Annotated in this window: 1 protein-coding gene; it reads right to left on the bottom strand. The window is 44.0% G+C overall.

The features are described 5' to 3' along the window. Positions 1–9 precede the first annotated feature (9 nt). Positions 10–891 carry an IS982 family transposase gene (locus INT03_RS11920; RefSeq protein WP_193009114.1) on the bottom strand — a complete coding sequence of 294 codons (882 nt, stop codon included), beginning with the start codon at positions 889–891 and terminating at the stop codon, positions 10–12. Positions 892–895: the final 4 nt, after the last annotated feature.

The raw sequence follows: 895 nt of genomic DNA, 5'->3' as shown, positions 1-895 counted from the left end.
ACCCCACTCTCAACTTGAAATAAGCAACTCAAACTGAAGAGGCGGGTTACCAAGTTTTTTGTTGAGTACAAAGCATAGATTATGTGACAGAATCTTACGAATCAATCGATGAGACAAATGCCATAAATCTCTTGCCCGTACCCTTTGTATATTAAATCGTTCTGATAGCTGACCAATGACTGTTTCAACGATACGGCGGGCTTTCATTAGCCGCCTTACCACAGGTTTGGGTCTATCCTCTTTCATATTGGCTCTGAGTGGCGTTTGTAAATCCACTCCTTGAGCGTCGTAGTACGATGTCAGACTAGGGCTGATATAGCCTTTATCAGCGCCGAGCAAACCATGGATATTGTCAGTAATATCAGGCGCAACCGCTCTTTCATCAACATTGGCAGGGGCAACGGTAAAGCCTTTAATCATGCCCGATAAGTTAACCAGCAAATGTCCCTCAAAGCCATAATACCTCTCTTGCTTAGCCGCACAGTAGCTAAAAGCCGCTAAGTCTTGATAGTTTTTATGCCGATACGCGCGTCCATAATGACAGACGGGTATCGGAAAACCATCCATAAAATGGATGTTGTCACGGCCTTCAAGTTGACTGACTGTATCTTGTATCCGCTGTTTGACCTGCCACAAATTCGCGCAATGCTTTGCGAAGTTAGGATATGAGCCGATGGCTGGAAACCAAGATTGCCAGTGCTGGGTAAAGTATTGCCAAATCTGTTTGTCTTGATCAAGGTGTAAAAACTCACCGACCAGTTCCATGCAAATAATCTCAGGATCACTCAGCTTTGGCGCATAACCTGCCCCTCGCAAGGGTTTGGTGACGACTATTTTGTAATATTGCTCTACCATTAAATAGATATTGATGATAAATTCGTCTATGGGCATCTCA

This window comes from Psychrobacter sp. PG1 (assembly GCF_014897815.1).
Classification (GTDB): domain Bacteria; phylum Pseudomonadota; class Gammaproteobacteria; order Pseudomonadales; family Moraxellaceae; genus Psychrobacter.
Note: the sequence above shows the minus strand (reverse complement) of the source record. Positions and strands in the feature narration are given on the sequence as shown.

Bases quoted from the DNA above. Each gene is read 5' to 3' on its own strand.
- INT03_RS11920 (WP_193009114.1), bottom strand. From the start codon at position 891: ATGCCCATAGACGAATTTATCATCAATATCTATTTAATGGTAGAGCAA.